20 protein-coding genes and 1 pseudogene are annotated in these 17,681 nt (G+C 65.5%); 9 read left to right on the top strand and 12 right to left on the bottom strand.

What is annotated here, in order from left to right; translation table 11 throughout:
- Nucleotides 1-31: 31 nt before the first annotated feature.
- Nucleotides 32-808 (bottom strand): iron-sulfur cluster assembly protein, encoded by a 777-nt coding sequence (locus ACFR99_RS16965; RefSeq protein WP_390289826.1) that lies wholly within the window; start codon nucleotides 806-808, stop codon nucleotides 32-34.
- Nucleotides 808-1,872 carry an amidohydrolase family protein gene (locus tag ACFR99_RS16970; protein ID WP_390289829.1) on the bottom strand — a complete coding sequence of 355 codons (1,065 nt, stop codon included), beginning with the start codon at nucleotides 1,870-1,872 and terminating at the stop codon, nucleotides 808-810. Before ACFR99_RS16970 ends, ACFR99_RS16965 begins: the two co-directional genes overlap by 1 nt.
- A 164-nt stretch (nucleotides 1,873-2,036) precedes the next feature.
- On the opposite strand from ACFR99_RS16970, the gene ACFR99_RS16975 reads away from it, so the two are divergent.
- Nucleotides 2,037-3,080, top strand: coding sequence for an NAD(P)-dependent alcohol dehydrogenase (locus tag ACFR99_RS16975; RefSeq protein WP_390289832.1), 1,044 nt, complete (start codon nucleotides 2,037-2,039; stop codon nucleotides 3,078-3,080).
- A 178-nt stretch (nucleotides 3,081-3,258) separates the two neighbouring features.
- On the opposite strand, the gene ACFR99_RS16980 is transcribed toward ACFR99_RS16975, so the two are convergent.
- Entirely contained in the window at nucleotides 3,259-3,468 is a 210-nt protein-coding gene (locus tag ACFR99_RS16980) for a hypothetical protein (protein WP_390289835.1), read from the bottom strand.
- A 139-nt stretch (nucleotides 3,469-3,607) separates the two neighbouring features.
- Between ACFR99_RS16980 and ACFR99_RS16985 the strand changes: the two genes are divergently transcribed.
- On the top strand, nucleotides 3,608-4,954 hold the full coding sequence (locus tag ACFR99_RS16985) for an oxidoreductase (protein ID WP_390289838.1): 1,347 nt from the start codon (nucleotides 3,608-3,610) through the stop codon (nucleotides 4,952-4,954).
- Nucleotides 4,955-4,958: 4 nt separating this feature from the next.
- Here ACFR99_RS16985 and ACFR99_RS16990 read toward each other — a convergent pair whose 3' ends face one another.
- Both ACFR99_RS16990 and ACFR99_RS16995 read right to left on the bottom strand, forming a co-directional pair.
- Nucleotides 4,959-5,696 (bottom strand): rhodanese-like domain-containing protein, encoded by a 738-nt coding sequence (locus tag ACFR99_RS16990; protein ID WP_390289841.1) that lies wholly within the window; start codon nucleotides 5,694-5,696, stop codon nucleotides 4,959-4,961.
- 249 nt (nucleotides 5,697-5,945) lie between these two features.
- Nucleotides 5,946-6,521 carry a homing endonuclease associated repeat-containing protein gene (locus tag ACFR99_RS16995; RefSeq protein ID WP_390289844.1) on the bottom strand — a complete coding sequence of 192 codons (576 nt, stop codon included), beginning with the start codon at nucleotides 6,519-6,521 and terminating at the stop codon, nucleotides 5,946-5,948.
- 94 nt (nucleotides 6,522-6,615) lie between these two features.
- Between ACFR99_RS16995 and ACFR99_RS17000 the strand changes: the two genes are divergently transcribed.
- From ACFR99_RS17000 to cysE, 3 genes are all read left to right on the top strand, one after another.
- The gene (locus ACFR99_RS17000) at nucleotides 6,616-7,206 is read left to right on the top strand and encodes an IMP cyclohydrolase (protein ID WP_390289847.1); all 591 of its coding nucleotides are present in this window, start codon (nucleotides 6,616-6,618) and stop codon (nucleotides 7,204-7,206) included.
- A 150-nt stretch (nucleotides 7,207-7,356) separates the two neighbouring features.
- Nucleotides 7,357-8,025 (top strand): metallophosphoesterase family protein, encoded by a 669-nt coding sequence (locus ACFR99_RS17005; protein WP_390289849.1) that lies wholly within the window; start codon nucleotides 7,357-7,359, stop codon nucleotides 8,023-8,025.
- A gap of 195 nt (nucleotides 8,026-8,220) precedes the next feature.
- On the top strand, nucleotides 8,221-8,739 hold the full coding sequence (cysE, locus tag ACFR99_RS17010; RefSeq protein ID WP_390289852.1) for a serine O-acetyltransferase: 519 nt from the start codon (nucleotides 8,221-8,223) through the stop codon (nucleotides 8,737-8,739).
- Between the two features lie 19 nt (nucleotides 8,740-8,758).
- On the opposite strand, the gene ACFR99_RS17015 is transcribed toward cysE, so the two are convergent.
- From ACFR99_RS17015 to larB, 5 genes are all read right to left on the bottom strand, one after another.
- A complete protein-coding gene (locus ACFR99_RS17015; protein WP_390289855.1) occupies nucleotides 8,759-10,153 on the bottom strand; it encodes a phosphoglucomutase/phosphomannomutase family protein in 1,395 nt (464 codons plus the stop codon).
- An 86-nt stretch (nucleotides 10,154-10,239) separates the two neighbouring features.
- Nucleotides 10,240-11,184 carry a DUF8054 domain-containing protein gene (locus ACFR99_RS17020; protein ID WP_390289858.1) on the bottom strand — a complete coding sequence of 315 codons (945 nt, stop codon included), beginning with the start codon at nucleotides 11,182-11,184 and terminating at the stop codon, nucleotides 10,240-10,242.
- A gap of 97 nt (nucleotides 11,185-11,281) precedes the next feature.
- Nucleotides 11,282-11,530 (bottom strand): GIY-YIG nuclease family protein, encoded by a 249-nt coding sequence (locus ACFR99_RS17025; RefSeq protein WP_390289861.1) that lies wholly within the window; start codon nucleotides 11,528-11,530, stop codon nucleotides 11,282-11,284.
- A 73-nt stretch (nucleotides 11,531-11,603) separates the two neighbouring features.
- Nucleotides 11,604-11,753, bottom strand: a complete 150-nt coding sequence (locus ACFR99_RS17030; protein ID WP_373617322.1) for a DUF7563 family protein — start codon at nucleotides 11,751-11,753, stop codon at nucleotides 11,604-11,606.
- Between the two features lie 119 nt (nucleotides 11,754-11,872).
- Nucleotides 11,873-12,631, bottom strand: a complete 759-nt coding sequence (gene larB, locus ACFR99_RS17035) for a nickel pincer cofactor biosynthesis protein LarB (RefSeq protein WP_390289865.1) — start codon at nucleotides 12,629-12,631, stop codon at nucleotides 11,873-11,875.
- 286 nt (nucleotides 12,632-12,917) lie between these two features.
- Between larB and ACFR99_RS17040 the strand changes: the two genes are divergently transcribed.
- The gene (locus ACFR99_RS17040) at nucleotides 12,918-13,085 is read left to right on the top strand and encodes a DUF1931 family protein (protein WP_008013450.1); all 168 of its coding nucleotides are present in this window, start codon (nucleotides 12,918-12,920) and stop codon (nucleotides 13,083-13,085) included.
- A 111-nt stretch (nucleotides 13,086-13,196) separates the two neighbouring features.
- Here the strand turns inward: ACFR99_RS17040 and fni are convergent, their stop codons facing one another.
- Nucleotides 13,197-14,255 (bottom strand): type 2 isopentenyl-diphosphate Delta-isomerase, encoded by a 1,059-nt coding sequence (gene fni, locus ACFR99_RS17045; RefSeq protein WP_390289869.1) that lies wholly within the window; start codon nucleotides 14,253-14,255, stop codon nucleotides 13,197-13,199.
- A gap of 114 nt (nucleotides 14,256-14,369) precedes the next feature.
- On the opposite strand from fni, the pseudogene ACFR99_RS17050 reads away from it, so the two are divergent.
- A pseudogene (locus tag ACFR99_RS17050) lies at nucleotides 14,370-14,793 on the top strand (hypothetical protein).
- Nucleotide 14,794: 1 nt separating this feature from the next.
- Here the strand turns inward: ACFR99_RS17050 and rpiA are convergent.
- Nucleotides 14,795-15,502 (bottom strand): ribose-5-phosphate isomerase RpiA, encoded by a 708-nt coding sequence (gene rpiA / locus ACFR99_RS17055; protein ID WP_390289871.1) that lies wholly within the window; start codon nucleotides 15,500-15,502, stop codon nucleotides 14,795-14,797.
- A 125-nt stretch (nucleotides 15,503-15,627) separates the two neighbouring features.
- On the opposite strand from rpiA, the gene ACFR99_RS17060 reads away from it, so the two are divergent.
- A complete protein-coding gene (locus ACFR99_RS17060; RefSeq protein ID WP_390289874.1) occupies nucleotides 15,628-16,380 on the top strand; it encodes an ABC transporter ATP-binding protein in 753 nt (250 codons plus the stop codon).
- Nucleotides 16,377-17,681 carry an ABC transporter permease gene (locus tag ACFR99_RS17065; RefSeq protein WP_390289877.1) on the top strand — a complete coding sequence of 435 codons (1,305 nt, stop codon included), beginning with the start codon at nucleotides 16,377-16,379 and terminating at the stop codon, nucleotides 17,679-17,681. The genes ACFR99_RS17060 and ACFR99_RS17065 overlap by 4 nt, the downstream gene beginning before the upstream one ends.

Below are 17,681 nucleotides of genomic sequence, written 5' to 3' on the forward strand. Positions count from 1 at the left end.
AAAAACGCTCGAGTGGCGGTCCACGCAGCGCTCAATCGTCCGCAGTCCCCTCGAGACGACCTTCTCTGGCCTCTCGAAGGCCGTCACAGATCCCGCCCTGACTCGACATATTGACCTGTGCGAGCCGTCCGCGTCGGTGGACGAGATCGAACGAATCGGGATCGATCGGCTCGCCCTCCGGCGTTCGAAAGAGGCGGTCGGCCGGTGCCGAGACGAGGCCGGTTTCGCGGGCTTTCTCGAGATAGCGCTCGATCGGCGCTTCCGGAACGGTGATAGCAAACGAGCTATCCCGGACGTAGATGGAGATGGAGTCAGCTCCGTCGGCGTACTCGAGGTCTCGCACTTGGAGCTCGACGATCGTCTCGGCGTCGAGTCCGGCCTCGAGCAGCGCCTCGACCGCCTCGTACTGGCGAGCGACGCGAGCCTTGTCGTCGAGTTCCGCGCGGACCGCGGCGACGTTGCCGTCGGCGTCCGGAAACGCCTCGGCAAACGAGAGTCGCTCGTTGACGCCGCGGTTGATCTCCGTCTCGTGCATGTGCTCGTGGAGCGTGATCTGTGCCTCCTCGACCGTCGGCAGCGATTCGATCTCGTCGCGGGCGTCGACGGCCATCATCCAGGCGAAGGCCGGCGAACACCACGCGGTCGGGAGCGTCAGATCGACGCCGACCCGGCCGCCGTCGATCTCGATCGCGTCGACGTACTCGAGCGCGACGATCGAGCGGTCGAGTTCCGGATCGGTGACCCGGTCGAGTCGGTCGCGGACGGCCGCTCGTGTGGGAGCGGCGCCGTCGGATGTCTGGGTACTCATCAGTCGTCCGCGGGCGCGGGTTCCTCGCTCGCGTAGTGATCCTCGAGCCCGAACTGCTGGCTGATCTCGTCGTCCTGAAGCGCCTGCCGTTTCGCCTCGATGTCGATGTCGTAGAGTTCGGCAGCGTTCTCGCCCATGACCTTCTTTTTCGTCTCGAGGTCCCACTCGACGCCGTACTCCGCGCGGTGTTCCTGGGTGAGTTCGGCCTCCATGACCTCCTCGACGAGCCAGTCGGGATTCCACAGCGCGTAGTCCGAGCCAAAGAGGATGCGGTCCTCGCCGAGCCACCACAGGAGTTCGGACATGATCTCGGAGAACTTGCCCGGTCGGTTCTGGGCGAACGGTGCGGCGACGGCCAGGCCGCCGTAGACGTTGTTCTCCTGGGCAGCGATCCAGCAGAAGTCGTCCAGTCGTGGCAGGCCGACGTGTTCGACGACGAAGTTGAGTTCCGGGAACGACGAGGCTGCGTCGTCGACGTCTTTCACGTCGAACGCGTCACGATTGAGGGGTCTGATCGTCGGCCCTTTGTGAGCGTGGATGTTCTCGATCCCGAGTTCCTGGCACTTCTCTAAGAACTCGAAGGCGTCCTCGTCGTCGAGTCGCCACCCCTTCGAATCGTCGCGCCACTCGGCAGTGTAGAGTTTGACGCCTGGGATCTCGTATTTCTCGTGGAGTTCCTCGAGGTACTCGAGGCCCTCCTCGCCGTCGCGGGGGTCGAACGTGCCGTTCAGGACGAACCGTTCGGGGTGTTCGGTCGCGAGTTCGGCGTTCTGTTCGGTGGTGTTGAATCCCTCCGTATAGAAGTCGGTGAGGTACGTCGGCTGAAAGATCGCCATATCCGTGGCGGCGTTACTGAACAGGTCCTCGACCATCCGGTCGGCGCCGTACTTGCGATACTCGTCTAGATCCCACTGGCGTTCCTCGGGTGTGAACGTCGTGTGATAGTCGTAGAAACACTGGATGAACTCTACCCCTCCCTGGTGTTTGATGTTCCTCTCCGTCGCATCCCACAGGTGTACGTGACCGTCGATGACGAAGATTTCCTCTCCGTTTTGCTGATACATCGCACAGTGAAGATCGTTACCAACACACATGATTCTTTTTCACATACTCGTGAACAGTTATTCGGAGTAAAATGATCGCCAGCCGGCCGGAACACGGACATGTCGAACCCCGCACAACAATGAGGAACGTTTTCACGAACCACGGTAAAGAGAAACACGCGACTATGCAAGCAGCCAGACTCCACGAATATACCGACGACATGAACGACGCGCTCTCGATCGACGAGATCGACCGTCCCGAGATCGAACGATCCGACGGCGTCCTGATCGACGTCGAAGGCGCGGGCTGGTGTCAGACCGACAATCACATCATCGAGGGGATGTGGGCCGACTACGCACCACAGGACCTGCCGATGACGCTGGGCCACGAGAACGCGGGGATCGTCGCCGAGACCGGTGACGAAGTAACGCTGGTCGAGGAAGGCGATCCGGTAATCTGCCATCCCGTCCAGACCTGTGGTATCTGTCGCCCCTGCCGGCTCGGCGAGGACATGTACTGCGAAAACAGCGCGTTCAACGGCCTCACGACAGACGGCGGCTTCGCCGAGTACCTCCAGACCAACGAGCGTGCGGTAATTCCTCTCCCCGACGGCGTCGATCCGACCGACATCGCTCCCCACGCCGACGCGGGGATCACGGCTTACCACGCCGTCAAGAAAGCGGTCGACGAACTCAACCCTGGCGACACCAGCGTCGTCATCGGCGTCGGCGGCCTCGGGCATATCGGGCTGCAGTGTCTCGAGGCGATGAGCGCCGCCGACATCGTCGCCGTCGACATCAAAGACGGGGCGCTCGAGCTCGCCGAAGACCTGGGCGCACGTCACACCGTCAACTCCACGGAGGAAGACATCGCAGACGTGGTCGCCGACCTGACCGACGACGAGGGCGCCCAGCAGGTCATCGACTTCGTCGGGGCCGACGAGACGACCGGGCTGGCACCCGAAATCGTCGCCGCTGGCGGCGACCACCACATCGTCGGCTACGGCGGTCACATCCACGAGCCCAGTCAGGCGCTGGTTGACGGCGAGTTCGCCTACCGGGGGACGCTGGTCGGCAAATACGCCGAGCTTCAGGAACTCGTCGCGCTTGTCGACCGCGGCGCAGTCGAACTGCGTACCGAACGCCACGACTTAGGCGATATCAACACGGTCGCGGAACAGCTCGAGCACAACGAAATCGAAGGCCGTGCGGTCATCCTTCCGCCCTGAATCCGCCGGCAGTGCGACGCCGACGGCTCGTCACAGGACGGCAAACGGGTCACATCTCCGCTTGCGATCTCGATGATCGATTCTTCGGTTGGCTGTCCGATATCTAACGGCGTAACAAGTGGTTTGCGGGCGATACGCCAGACGTCAGCGTCGGGTGTCCCACATCCGTCGTGGCCGTTCACATGACCGCACGCGACCACTCGTCGTCCGGGTCGTTCCGCTCGAACCGAGCGCCCTGACCGCACTCGGGACAACCGAACTGCTGGTACTCGATCTCGCTCCCAACAACGGGGACGGTCTTCGTGGTCCCCGCGGCTCTGAGTTCCATCTCGGTTCCACAGTGGGAACACGTCGGTGGATCTGTGGCGGGTTCGGTCTCGAGGGACATCATCTCACCCCATTTGTATGTTACCACCCAACATATATTAGGAGTTCGCGTCGGCAGTGAGTCGCGATACCGAAACCTAATCGAGAAACGGACCACCAACCGGCACTACACTCTTGTCGGGCCGCGTGATACGCCCTGCATGGCCACCCTCGAGGACCCCATCGAGATCGGCGGCGTGACGGTCCCCAACCGGCTGTATCGCGCGCCGCTGCTCGAGTGTGCGGGCAATGGTCCCGACGCGGTCGACACGTTGATCGACGACCTCGAACCGGCCGCCGAATCGGGTGTCGGGCTGATCTGTCAGGGGGCGACGATCGTCCGCGGCAACGGCGGCTGTGCCGCACCGGGGATGACCCGCGTCCACGATCCCGACTTCGTCGCACGACTCTCCCGACTGACCGACCGGATTCACGGCCACGGAAGCCGGATCGTCATCCAACTCGAGCACGGCGGCCTGCGAAGCATGGAGACCTGGCACGCCGAGTACCGCGACGAGCATCCGGACCTCGAGCAACTCGCCGTCTCGGAGCCGCCGTGGCAGTTGCAGCTGCTCGACCGAGTTGGTTTTCTCGAGTGCGATCCACACGTCCTCACGACCGCGGAGGTGTACGACCTCGCCGCCGATTTCGGCCGCGCGGCGGCCCGCGCCATCGACGCGGGCTACGACGGGATTCACCTCGCCGGGGCCAACATGGGGATCGTCCAGCAGTTCCTGTCACCCTTTTACAATCGACGGGACGACGAGTTCGGCGGTTCGCCGGCGGCCCGCCTCGAATTCCTCGCGGTCGTCCACGACGAGATTCGCGAGCGAGCCGGGGACGTGCCGCTCCTGGCGAAAGTGCCGGCCGAGACGCCCGCGCCGCCCGCGCCCGTCGTCCGCCGAAAACTCTCGCTGTCGGACGGCGTCGAGATCGCGCGCCGACTCGAGAAAATCGGCTACGACGCGGTCGTCCCGGTCCAGACATCGGTCACCTGGGACATGAGCATCGTCCGCGGGGCGTACCCCGAGCGGGCGTGGAACAACGAGGCCCTGCGGGACGCATACGACGCGGCCTTCGGCGGTGCGACCCGCCGGCGGCTCGTCGCGCTGGCAAACAGGATGCAGTCGCTCCAGTACAACTTTGAGTCCGCGTGGAACGAGGACTTCTGCCGTCGCGTGCGCGAGCAGGTATCAATCCCTGTTCTCGCGGAGGGCGGCATTCGAGGACGGGAGGAGATGGATCGCCTGCTCGGCTCGAGCGCGGATGCTCCCCCAGCCTGCGACATGGTCGGACTAGCCCGACCTTTCTACGCCGAGCCGAAACTGGGGGCACGACTGCTCGACGCTGCATCGGGAGAGGATCGCCCGCGTGTCGTCTGCGAGAGTTGCAACAACTGTACCGTCCCACAGGTAACGGGTGCGCCGGGGATCTGCCGGACGCCCGACGTACTCCGAAAGCGAGGCGAACTCGAGCGAGCGGGGGCCTACGAGCGACCCGAACAGTAGTCACTCACGGCGTCACAGTTGTACTCGTCAGTTCCACGAGCGTCCCTTCGACCGTGTAATCGGGCGCCTCGACTTTGAACCGGGAGTCAGTCGATCCCGCGTAGTGGAGTTGTAACGTGTACGAGCCGTCGTCGGCGATCGGGGCTGCCTCGAGGCGGTCAGCGTCGACTTGCTCGAGCATGACCATCTCACCGGGCGCGGCGGTGGACTGGCCCTGAATGCTGTAGGTCGCCCGGTCTTCCGAGACGGACGATCCCTCGAGTGGATAGCCGGCATCGATCCACGCCTGAAAGCCATCGTCGAGGGCATACACGTCCTCGTATCCGGCGTCGATCAATGACGCGGCACGCAGTCCCGAGAGGTGGTGTGGACAGCCACAGTACGTCACGATGCGCTCGTCCGTAGTCCACTCCGCAACCGGATCGTTCGAACCGCCGTCCGGAGCGGGGCTCAACGGTGCGCCAGCGATGTGTGCCTGCTCGTACTGATCGGACCCGCGTGCGTCGGCGATCCGTGCCTCCTGTCGCTGGTACCAGTAGAAGACGTCCTCGATCGGTGCCAGCGGGACCGCGACGCCGTCGAACGTTTGCGTCGGATACGAACCCGTGTCGATCGATCGGTCGTCGGGCTCGTTCTCCGGCTCCGGACCGTATCCGTTAGCATCACTTCCACCGCCCAGACAACCGGCGACCCCGCCGAGAGCGACCGTTCCGCCAACGGCGAGGAGCGTCCGTCGATTCATACCGGCTAGCTACTAACAGCGATGAAATATGATTTCTGGTGACTCGAGTGATACCACCCGACCCCTTCGTTTCAACTGGAAATCGGCAGCGGGTGCTCAGACAGTTCTCGAGTCGAAAGAACGGAAACAGTAGTCCCCACAGGATTCGAACCTGTGTCGAAGCCCCCAGAAGGCTTCAGGATTGGCCACTACCCCAGGGGACTGCGCTGCGATAGATCGTTGGCTGCGACCCTATTTATGATTGTCGGGTTAGAGTCGAGTCGGGTCGCACTCAGGTGGGTCAGCGTGCTCGAGTCGGTGACAATTCGCACAGAGAACGATACAGCGCTCGATCTCCTCGCGAATGTTTTCCTTCGAATGCCCGTTGACGACCATGGTCGCGATACTGTGTTCTTTCTCGTTAGGATGGTGAAAGTCGAGACATGGTGGCCGCCCTTCATTACACCGAGCACACACGCAGTGTCGGTCCTTGTACGCGTAGAGCCATCGGCGAATTTCCGCCCGATGGCGATCCTTCCGCTCGATTCGCTCCTCCCGATTTTTGTAGTACCAGCGCTGTTGACTCGTGAGCTCCGCCCACTTGAGGTCGGCAGGAATATCGACCCACTCGGGTTTCGGCTGAACTGGCTGGTCGCCCGTTGCACCGCGGTCGAACGTTTCCAATCCCGCACGTTCTTTCGCCGCGTTCCAACGGCCCATCGTCTCCATAATCGTCGCAGAGGCTGGCGTCAATCCCAACTCCTCGTACTGTGCTTTCGTCGGCGACTCGCCGAGTCGGTCGGCGGCCTCCCGGAGGGCCTCGAGACACGCCTCTTCCGTCGTCACACTACCGTTGGCCGTGCCATCCAGTATAAACCCTCGCCGAGGGCGGCGAACGCGAACCGACATTCCTTTTTCCCACTCTCGCGCACCCTCGAGTATGTACGTCGGACGATTCGTCGTCGTCGGCCCCGAGGTCGGCGCCTATCGCGTCTCTTCACGCTCGTTCCCCAACCGCGAAATTACCGCTCGAGACGAGGCGCTCACCGTCGGGCCGACCGACGACGCGCCGGAAACGGACAACCCCTACGTCTCGTACAACTGCCTGCGCGTCGTCGAGACGCCGACGGGCGAGACGGCCGCGTTCGGCAACGGCTCGCACGTCGACCCGATCGCGGAGAAACTCGAGCTGGGCTACCCCGCCCGTGACGCGCTCGCGGAGAGCCTGCTGGCGCTCGATTACGAGAAAGACGACTACGATACGCCCCGAATCGCGGCGACGATCGGTGACGACGGTGAGGCGCTGATCGGCACGGTTCGCAAGGACGCCTTGCTCGTCGAGACCGTCGACGAACCGACGCTGGTCGCCACCTACGAGAAAGACACCCCCGAAGCGTTCGCCCTCGAGTCCGACGGCGCTACGGCGGCCGCGAGCGAGGTCTACGACCACGAGTTCGAGCACGCTGTCTGTGCGGCCGGCGTCGCACGGACTGACGACGGGTTCGAGACGGCGATCGAGAACGGTAACTGAGCGGCGCGCTCCGCTTTCTGCTACGTTCGCCAGACCAGCGTGAGCTATCGCTACCGAGCGGGTGTCGGCAGGGTTCGGGTCGTCGATCGCCGGCCGCGGTGACCGACTGCTGGATAACTTACAAATTACTGGCAATTGTTAGCTGTGAGCATGAAGGTCGGACTCATCTCGGACATCCACGGGAATCGGGTCGCCCTCGAGGCCGTCCTCGAGGACATGCCCGATGTCGACGAACTCTGCTGTGCGGGGGACGTGGTCGGCTACAACCCCTGGCCGGCCGACTGCGTCGACGCGCTTCGGGAACGGGACGTGCCGACGGTGATGGGCAACCACGACGCCGCCGTCGCTGCGGAGACGCCCTTCCGATTCAACGGGATGGCGCAGGCAGGCGTCGAGCACGCCGAAATACAGCTGTCGGACGACCAACTCGAGTGGCTTGCCGAACTTCCAGCCGAGCGTCGCGTCTGCGACGGGCGGGTGAAACTCGTCCACGGGCATCCGGACGATCCGGACCGCTATACGCGATACACGTACCCGCGGGAGTTCTCGCCGCGGCTGCTCGGCGATGAGGACGTACTGGTGCTCGGTCATACCCACGTGCAAGGCGTCGAGCGGTTCGCGGAGGGGATCGTCGTCAACCCCGGCAGCGTCGGCCAGCCCCGCGACGGAGATCCGCGGGCAGGGTATGCCGTCGTGGACCTCGAGGCGCTGACCGTCGACACCCACCGCGTCGAGTACGACGTCGAGGCAGTGCAGGAAGCGGTCAGCGAGGCCGGGCTGCCCGACCGCATCGGAACGCGGCTGGCTCGCGGCGAGTGAGCCGGCAAGCGATCACAGAAATGGTGCCTTTTACACTATCCCCACGGCTACGGTCTGCTATGGTATCCACCGGCTCGACTGTGTGTACAGATCGGAACCAGCCACGGCACATCGTGGGCCGGTGGTGTCGCTCGCGTTCGTCCCGGAACCGACGCCGTCTCGAGATCGGATCGGCAGGGGTGACGATCGGGACCGATGTTTAGGCGCATCTACGAGGACATACGGGCGATGCGTAAGCGTGACCCCGCAGCGAAGGGCTGGCTCGAGGTGCTGTGTTGCTATCCGGGGCTGCACGCGGTCTGGGCCCACCGGATCGCACACCGCTTGTGGACCGGCGGCGGGGCCGGCGAGCGATTCGTGGCACGGCTGCTTTCCCATCTCGTGCGGCTGTTGACCGGCGTCGAGATCCATCCGGGTGCGGACCTCGGCCGACGGGTGACGATCGATCACGGGATGGGCGTCGTCATCGGCGAAACCGCCGAGATCGGCGATGACGTCCACATGTACCACGGCGTCACGCTCGGCGGGGCCACGAACGAACCGGTCAAGCGCCATCCGACGGTCGAATCGGGGGTGCAACTGGGAGCCAACGCGACGCTACTCGGCAACATCACGATCGGCGAAGATGCGGCCGTCGGTGCCGGCTCGGTCGTCACGCAGGATGTCGAGCCCGGCGCGACCGTCGTCGGCGTCCCGGCGGAGCGAGTCGAGTAAGAAGAGAGCCAAACGGCACTCAAACCAGCGGTTCGACTAGACCTTCACCCGCCTCGAGCAACTCCCGAACTCGTTTCTCGTCCGCTGCCTCGGCGTAGACCCGCAACACCGGCTCCGTGCCACTGGGGCGAACGAGCAGCCACGAACCGTCGGCCAGCAGGAGTTTGAACCCGTCAGCAGTGTTGACGTCCTCGACGGCGGTGTCCGCGACGGTTTCGGGGATCGCCGCCTCGAGGTCGTCGAGGACTCGCGCCTTCTCGCTGTCGGGGCAGTCGACGCTGATCTTGTCCTGGACGACCGTCCCGTGTTCTGCGAGCAGCCGATCCACGCGCTCGTCGAGCGGTTCCGCCGCGTGCATCGCGGCCGCGAGCAGCGCCATCAACACACCGTCTTTCTCGCGGACGTGTCCGCGAACGGTGAAACCGCCTGACTCCTCGCCGCCGACGAGGGCGTCGCCCTCGGACATCGCCTCGGCGACCCACTTGAAGCCGACCGGGACCTCCCGGACGGTCTCGCCGTGGGCCTCGGCGACGCGGTCGATCAGGTAGGTCGTCGAGACGGTTCGGACGGACGATCCGGACGCGTCCTCGAGCAGGTAGTCGTAGAGCGCGGCGAAAAACAGGTTTTCGTCGAGATAGCCCCGCTCGGGCGTGACGATGGCGATGCGGTCGGCGTCGCCGTCGTTGGCGATCCCGAGATCGACCTCGCTGTCGTCGCTGGTGACGGTTTCGATCAGCGTCTCGAGGTTCTCAGCGGCGGGTTCGGGCGCACCGCCGCCGAAGTCGGGGTCGCGCTCGCAGCGATAGCGTTCGAGGTCGGCCCCGGCGCGCTCGAGGACGGCGTCGGTGGTCCCGCGACCGCTGCCGTGCATGGCGTCGTAGGCGACGGACAGCCCCGAGAGATCGGTGCTGCCGGTGATCGATGCGACCAGGTCGAAGACGGCGTCCGCGTGGGACGCGGCGAAGTCGACCTCGCGAACGGTGCCGTGCTCGCTCTCCGGAAGTGACTCGGGTTCGGCGAGGCGATCCGCGATGGCGTCGGTGACGGCGGGCAGCGCCGGCGCGCCGTCGTCGGGGATGAACTTCACGCCGTTGTACTCGGGCGGGTTGTGGGAGGCCGTCACGACGAGCGCACCCGCCAGCCCGCGGTCGACGATCGCGTGGGCGACCAGCGGCGTCGGCCGGTCGCGGTCGGACAGCAACACGTCGACCCCGTTCGCACACAGCACCCGCGACAGTTCCTCGGCGAACCCACGGGAGGTCTCGCGGGCGTCGTATCCCACGGCGACCGGGCCCTCGAGCCCTTCGTCGGCGAGATACGTCGCCACCGCCTGTCCGACCATCCGGACGCGGGGGGCAGTAAACTCCTCGAGCGTCGCCCGCCAGCCGTCAGTACCGAAACTGATCGTCTCCATGGTGCGGTGGTCGCGGGCCGATGCGAAAAAAGCGACGGGCAACTGCGACCACAGAAACGTAGCACGTCACACAACAGCAGATCGTCTCAGGCGTCGACGTCAGCGAGACGCTGCTCGAAGAGCCGTTCGCCCGTCTCCTCGCAGGTGACCGCGACGACCTCGTGGGAGTGACAGCAGGATTCGACGACCTCCTCTCCCATCCGGACGTCGCCACCGGAGGGACAGGTCTCGAGGAACATTCGGAGGCCGTTGAGCACCGCGCCTTTCATCTCGGGATCGTAGGCGTCCCAGTCGGGCAGCCACGACTCGAGGGCACGGCTGGCGGCGACGTCGGCGAGCAACGCAGCACGAGACGGCCAGCGGCCTGCGACACCGGAAGCAGAGCGAAGCGTGCGGGCCTCGCCGCGGTCGTCGAGGTCGAATTCACCAGGGTCGGCGTCGAACCCGAAGGCGTCGACGGCCGCCGAAGCGTCGAGTCCGGACTCCTCGACGGCGTCGATCTCGTCGAACCAGTCGGCTTCGAAGGCGTCAGTCAGACAGAGGTCGTCCCGGTCGTCACAGGGCTCGAGGACGTCGTGGTCGAGAAACAGCGTCTCGAGGTCGAGCGCCTCGGGGGCTTCGACAGCAGCCTCGGCGTCGGGTTTGGACGCCTCGTCTTCGTCAACGGTCGTTACGTCGCCGGCGCTGGCCGGATTGGCGTCGGGTTCGCCACGGCCTGCGTCGGTGGTCGCTGTGGTATCGCCGCCGAGGCCGCTCGCCACGTCGGGGGCGGGGTCCTTGCCGAACCAGCGCAGGACCTCGGGTGGGAGGTAGCGTTTGGTCAGCGTCGGCGTCCCGGGGACGAGATACCCCCGGAGGTAGATCAGTGAAATCGAAATCCCGACGGCGAGGAGGCCGCCGAGGCGGGATTTCCGCGCGATGAGGGAGCCAGCGACCGCCGCGATAACCAGATTCAGAACGGTACACGGTTCACAGCGATTCTCGCCCGTGTATTCGGGCTGTCTGAGGTCGTCGACGACATCGAGTTGCATCTCGAGCCGACTGTCATCGCCATCACACATCTATTTGATGGAGATCGGCTCGAGCTGCGAGCGGGAACACTGGGAGACGGCTGGGCCGTTCTACGAATCACTCGAGTCCAACGAGTCGTTCCTTCGCCGCTCGCGACAGTTGCTTGATCTCGTACTCGCGGGACATCGCGGCCGACTTCGAGTCGAACCGTTCGTGATAGCGGAGTTCGACCGGCGTTCGACCACGGGTGTACTTCGCACCGTCGCCGGCGTCGTGTTCGGCGACGCGTCGCTCGAGATCGGTCGTGTAGCCGGTGTAGAGGGAGCCGTCGGCACACTCGAGAACGTAGACGACGTGGTCAGCCATCGACTGTCGAATGGGACGGAGCCGCAAAAAGTCTCACGTCCGTAGGGGTCCCTGGTCGGTCGTCGCGATACGTTCAGGCGCCGCGAGCGCGTTCTTTCGCGGCTTCAGCGATTCCAGCGTTCGCCGAACAGCTGACACACGCGTGGATCTCACCGCGTTCGTTGGCGAAAACGCGTGCGAACCGTTCGGAGACGTGTGCGCCGCAGTGGTTACACTTGGGCATTGGACACACCGGCCGAAGCCGGTATTCGAATATATCGGGTGGATAGTTAAATAGGCTTCTCCAAACACTGTTTGGCTTTTCGCATACAGCAAATATTTTTCCCCATGAGCGCATGCGAGCTATTCGCGAGCAGCGGCGATCGCTCGTGCGATCAGCGTCGCCTGTGCGCCGGCAACGAACCCCGCATCGACGTTGACGACCGAGAGAACGGTACAGGACTGGAGCATCCCGGCAAGTGCCGCCTCGCCGTCGCCGCCGTAGCCGTAGCCGCTCGAGACCGGGACGCCGATGACCGGCGTGTCGACGAGGCCAGCGATCACGGTCGGCAGTGCCCCTTCCCGGCCGGCGGCGACGATCAACACGTCGGCCCCGCGGAAGCGCTCGAGCTGGTCGAGCATTCGAGAGAGCGCTGCGACGCCGACGTCGTCGAACCGGTCGACCGTCGCGCCAGCGTCCAGACAGACGGCCTCAGCCTCGTCGGCGACCGCCTCATCGACCGTCCCACCGGTGGTGATCCCCACGGTCGCCTCGAGCGACGGCGGCTCGTAGTCGGCTGCCGTCACCCGGACCGCGTCGCTGTGGCGGTGAACCGTCGCGTTCGGGGCCGTCTCGTCGACGTAGTCTTCGAGGGCAGCGAACTGCTGGTCGGAGACGCGGGTGAGCAGTGCCCGGCCCGTCGTCTCGAGGGCGGTTTCGGCTAACGCGACGACTTGCGAGACCGACTTTCCCTCCGCGAAGATCGCCTCCGGGACGCCACGGCGCTGGTCGCGGGCCGCGTCGAACCGTCCCGCCTCACCGGTGACGTATCCCTTGAGTTCGGCTTCGGCCGCCGCCGGCGAGAGCGAGCCGTCGGCGACGGCTTCGAGGAGTTCACGCATACACGTCCTCCGCCATCGAGACACTCGAATCCGTCGACCCGGGCTCGAGAACGATCGGCCGGACACCCGACTCGGAACGCGACGGAACGTGCGCGCGAGCCCCGGAGGGCCGCGCGCGAGCCGGGTTCAGCGATTCGCGGACTGTGAAATCGCGCGTGGCTACTCATCGGACATATACTTTCCGGTGATGTCGCCGGTCGAAACCGGCGAATCAACCGCTGCAACCTCCGTATTTCCGGTAGTAAGCACAACAATTATATAGGGTAACGGGAAAGGAATACACCGTATGGCTGATCTTATCGTCAAAGCCGCCGTAAAGGAAGCGCTCGATGACAAAAACGTCGCCTCGGACTTCTACGACGCCCTCGACGAAGAGGTCTCCGAGCTGCTCGACGACGCTGCCCGACGCGCAGAGGCCAACGACCGGAAGACGGTCCAGCCCCGCGACCTGTAAGGTCGACCCGTTTCGTTTTTTATCGACGCCACGCCAGATAGCTGAGCGTCTCGGTCGCGTCGCTGATTACCGATCAGTGACGGAATCGAGAGGGCAACGAAAAAACAGTGCTCAGCGGCGCTGTGTCACGTACTCGTTTGTTCGACCGAGCAGCACGTAGTCGGTTTCCCGCAGCTCCGGGATCGACGCCGACCCGGTGACGAACATCGCCGTCCGCAACTCGAGTGCGAGCGTCTCGATCAGGTCGACGACCGCGTCGGCCCCCTGGCCTGCCGGTGCGAGGAACGGCTTGGCGAGCCCGCCGGCTCGCGCGCCGAGGGCGATCGCCTTCGCGATGTCCAGCCCGGAGCGGACGCCGCCGCTGGCGATCACGCAGTCGTGAACGGAAGCCGCCTCGAGCGTACTCACCGCGGTCGGGACGCCCCAGGCCCGGAACAGCTGTCCGATCGCTTCCTGGCGGTCGGCACCGACCGCGGCCGCGCGGTGGGACTCGATCCCCGACCACGTCGTGCCGCCCTGCCCGGCGACGTCGACGGCGTCGACACCGGCGTCGGCGAGCCGTCGGGCCGTCTCCCGTGAAATTCCGTTGCCCGTCTCCTTGACGATCACCGGCACCGAAAGGTCGGCAGTGACGGCCTCGATCGCGTCGAGACAGCCGCGTGCGTCGACGTCACCTTCCGGCTGGACGGCTTCCTGCAAGAAGTTCAGGTGGACCGCCATCGCGTCGGCGTCGATCATCTCGACGGCCCGCTCGACGTCGTCGACGTCGTACTCGAGCAACTGGGCCGCGCCGACGTTGCCATAGAGGAAGGCGTCGGGCGCGACCTCGCGAACGACCGTGTAGGACTCGAGCAACGCCTCGTCGTCGATCTCGAGGCCGGCGCGCTGGCTGCCGACGCCCATGGCGACGCCGGTCTCCTGGGCGGCTTCGGCCAGCGCCCGGTTGATCTTCGTCGTGTTGGGGTGGCCGCCGGTCATGCTCTCGATGACGATGGGGGCGGCGAGTTCGTGGCCGAACAGCGTCGTGGTCGTGTCGATCTCGTCGCGGTGGACATCCGGCAGTGCCTCGTGAACGAGGTCGATATCGGTGAACCCCGCGCCGTCCGTTTCGATGTCTTCCTCTTCGATGATGCGGATGTGATCGTCTTTCCTGTCGGATGTCTCGGGCATCGAATCGTCTCCATCGGAGGGTAGTGTGACGGTATTGAAAAGGTGTTCATTCATCGCGCTCGTGAGCGGTCGCTGGCTCGCTTTTTTGCCCCTCGCCGCGGTAGAAGGGCATCGATGTTGCGCACACTCCTGCTCGGCTTCGGGCTCGTCGAGATCGTCATGCCGCGGCCGGTGATCGAGGCCTGCGAGCGGATCGGCCTGCAAAACCCCGAGACGGCCCGGCGACGGCCGCTGGCGCTGACCGGCGCGGCTCGAGGGGCTGGTCTTCGTCTGGCTGCTCGCCCGCGGCCGCGAGGGATCGACGCTCGTCAGCGCGCTGCTCGGCCTCGTCGGGCCCGTGCTCGTGCTCGTCCCGCGGCCGATCATCGCGCTCAGCCAGCATCTGGTGTATGCCAACACCGACGAGCTCGAGCTCCGACTGTGGGTGGTGCCAGCGGCACGGCTGCTGGGCGTGCTCTATCTGACCGTGCTCTTGCTATCGCGCTCGACGGACACCGAGCAGACGGCCGATACCGCCGCCGACGCGGCGGCCGCTTGAATCAGTACTCGCGGCGCTCGACGCCGTCCTCGCGACCGACGTAGGTCACGTCGGCGAGTCCGACGAACAGTCCGTGTTCGACGACGCCCGGCACCGCCGAGAGCCGCGTCGCCAGTCCGTCGGGGTCGTCGGTCCGACCGAACGCACAGTCGAGCACCAGATTTCCGTTGTCGGTCACGACCGGGCCGTCCTTTCGCTCGGCGGCACGAAGCGTCGGCTCGCCGCCTAACTCATGGATGCGATCCGCCACGACGGTGTGGGCATCGGAGAGGACTTCGACCGGGACCGGCCGCTCGAGGCACTCGGTCAGCTTCGAAGGGTCAGCAACGACGAGAAAGCGGTCGGCCGCCGAATCGACGAGTTTCTCGCGCGCGTGGGCCGCGCCGCCGCCTTTGATGAGCGCGCCGTGAGCGGGCGCGTCGGGATCGTCGACGACCTGATCCGCGCCGTCGATCGCGACGTCGACGCCGTCGACCGCATCGAGGTCGGTCAGCGGAATGCCGACTTCGAGGGCCAGTCGGCGGGACTGAAACGAGGTCGGAATCCCACGGATCTCGAGGCCGTCGTCGACGGCCCGGCCGAGCGCACGGATCGCGTGGGCGGTCGTCGAGCCGGTACCGAGCCCGACGACGTCGCCGTCTTCGACTGCCTCGGCCGCGCGTTCGCCGGCGCGTCGTTTCGCTGCGTCTGAGCCACCGTCCGTCTTCATGCGTGTGCAACCGAGCGGCGACGGGAAAAGCGTTGTAACTTGACCGCGTCGGCACCGAACGGGGCGGTCGAGCCGGCACCCGCGTTGCGCAGAACTTTTTTCAGATCATCCGTCGTCGAACGCGCATGGCGAGTTCGGGTACGGCCGTCTCCCTCTCTGATGTCCGCAAGACCTACCGCATCGGCGAACCAGTCCACGCACTCGACGGCGTCTCCCTCGAGGTGTCCCGTGGCTCCTACACCGCGATCATGGGACCGAGTGGCTCGGGGAAGTCGACGCTGATGAACCTGGTGGGCTGTCTGGACACGCCGACCGAGGGGACGGTGGTCGTCGGAGGTCGTGATGTCGGCGCATTAGGCGATCGTGAACGAACGCGGCTTCGCGGAACCGAGGTCGGGTTCGTCTTCCAGACGTTCAACCTGATGCCGCGGCTGAACGCCGTCGAAAACGTCGCGCTGCCACAGCTGTTCCAGGGCGTCGACCGCGCCGAGCGCCGCGAGCGAGCGCGGGATCTCTTAGAGCGCGTCGGCCTCGGCGACCGGACCGATCACATGCCCAACGAACTGTCGGGCGGCCAGCGCCAGCGGGTCGCGCTCGCCCGTGCGCTGGTCAACGACCCGGCGATCGTGTTGGCCGACGAGCCCTCGGGGAACCTCGACACGGACACCGAGGCCGACATCCTCGACCTCTTCGACGAGTTCCACGCGGGCGGAACGACGATGCTCGTCGTCACCCACGAGCGCCACGTCGCCGAGCGAGCCGACCGGATCGTCCACCTCCTCGATGGGAAGATCGAACGGATCGAAGAACTCGACGGTGCCGGCGAGTCACAGGCGGGTTCGCCGACAGGCCAGGAACCCGGAGGGGGCAGCGAATGAATCCACTCGAGAGCCTGCGCCTCGCCTGGCGGTCGATCCGCGGCCACCGGCTCCGGTCGGCGCTGACGACGCTTGGGATCGTGATCGGCATTGCGGCGGTGATCGCGTTCGTCACGCTGGGTGCGAGCCTGCAAGCCGGCGTGATCGGCGACATCAGCCCCGACGACCAGCGCAACGTCTACGGCTGGGCCGCCGAGCCCGACACCGAGGGCGGTCCGCTTGCCGGTGCCCAGCCCGTCTTCACACAGGACGATCTCGAGGCGGTCGAGGACTTGGAGGACGTCGAAGCGGCCTACGGCTACGCGACACTCCAGACGCAGGCGATCTCGAACGGCGAGGAGACGGTCGCACAGGGCAACGGCCTGATCGCGTCAGGGCCGTCGTATATCCGCGAGGAGCGGCTCGCCGAGGGCAGACAGTTCGAAATGGGGGCAGACGAAGCGGTGATCAATCCCGCGGCTGCGAACCAGTTCGAGGAGAACGTCAGCGTCGGCGACACCCTCACCGTGGCGCTGCTCGGCGGGCAGCAAACCGAAGTCGAGGTCGTCGGCATCACCGACGACAGCGAAGGGCTGAGCCCGTTCGAAGGGTTCGAATCCTCGCCGCGGGTCTACGTCCCGACTGACCCCTACTACACGGAGCGGGCAGCTGGGATCGGTTTCGGTGGTGAAAGCGACGGCAACGGGACTGGAAGCATTGGGGCTGGCGGGGGGACCACCAGCGACGCTCGCTTCCTGGCGATCATCGTCGAGGCCGAGTCGGCCGACCAGGCGGACATCGACGCCGCCCGCGAGAGCGCGACCGACTATCTCGAGAGCGACGCCTCCGACGCCAGCGAGTTGCTGGGTGACGACCTCGCGGTGCAGTTCCGGACGAGCACGGAACTACTCAGCCAGCTGCAGGACGTGTTGAACCTCCTGCAGAACTTCATCGTGGGGATCGCAGCCATCTCCCTGCTGGTCGGCTCGATCGGCATCGCGAACATCATGCTCGTCAGCGTCACCGAGCGGACCCGCGAGATCGGCATCATGAAAGCCGTCGGCGCGCAAAACCGCGACGTTCTCGGCCTGTTCCTGACAGAATCGGTGATCCTGGGGATCATCGGCGCGATCCTGGGGACCGGACTGGGCCTCGTCGCGGGCTATCTCGGGGTGCAGTACATCGATCTCCCGTTAGTCTATCCCCTCGAGTACGTCGCGCTCGCGATCGTCGTGGGGATCGTCGTGGGGATCCTCGCCGGACTGTATCCAGCCTGGCGGGCCGCGCGGACGGACCCGATCGACGCACTCAGATACGAGTAA

Source organism: Haloarchaeobius amylolyticus, assembly GCF_042678045.1.
Classification (GTDB): Archaea; Halobacteriota; Halobacteria; order Halobacteriales; family Natrialbaceae; genus Natrinema; species Natrinema amylolyticus_A.